The sequence below is a fragment of the Mesorhizobium sp. Arg314 genome (assembly GCF_053714275.1).
Genome location: NZ_JBSKBP010000306.1, coordinates 1 through 325 on the forward strand (window position 1 = coordinate 1; position 325 = coordinate 325).

Here is a 325-nt window from a genome sequence, read left to right on the forward strand (position 1 = left end):
GGCAGCAGACGCCCGCAGGCGCCATCGATGTCAAGGTCGACGACGTTGATCTCTATCCTAGCGCTGGCTCCGTCGTGATTGGCTTGAAGGTACAGGCAAAGCTGCCGGGCAAGTTCCTCAATACGACCGGCTGGGTTTACCTCTCAGGGCTGCCCCGGGTCGAGAAAACTGGAACAGCGATCTCGATCAATGAATTGCATTTCGCGACCGTCCTGGACAACGCCTTCTGGAAGGCAGCTCAATCCCTGTTTGAAACCCAGATCCTGGCAGATTTAGAGGCTCATTCGAAAGTCGATCTCAACAAGCAGATCAACGACGCGTCCGA

Annotated in this window: 1 protein-coding gene; it reads left to right on the forward strand. The window is 55.7% G+C overall.

Translation table 11 applies throughout. The annotated features are described in order from the left end of the window. The coding region (locus ACWGS9_RS36155) for a DUF4403 family protein (RefSeq protein WP_454509534.1) at nt 1-325 on the forward strand (325 nt) is incomplete at both ends.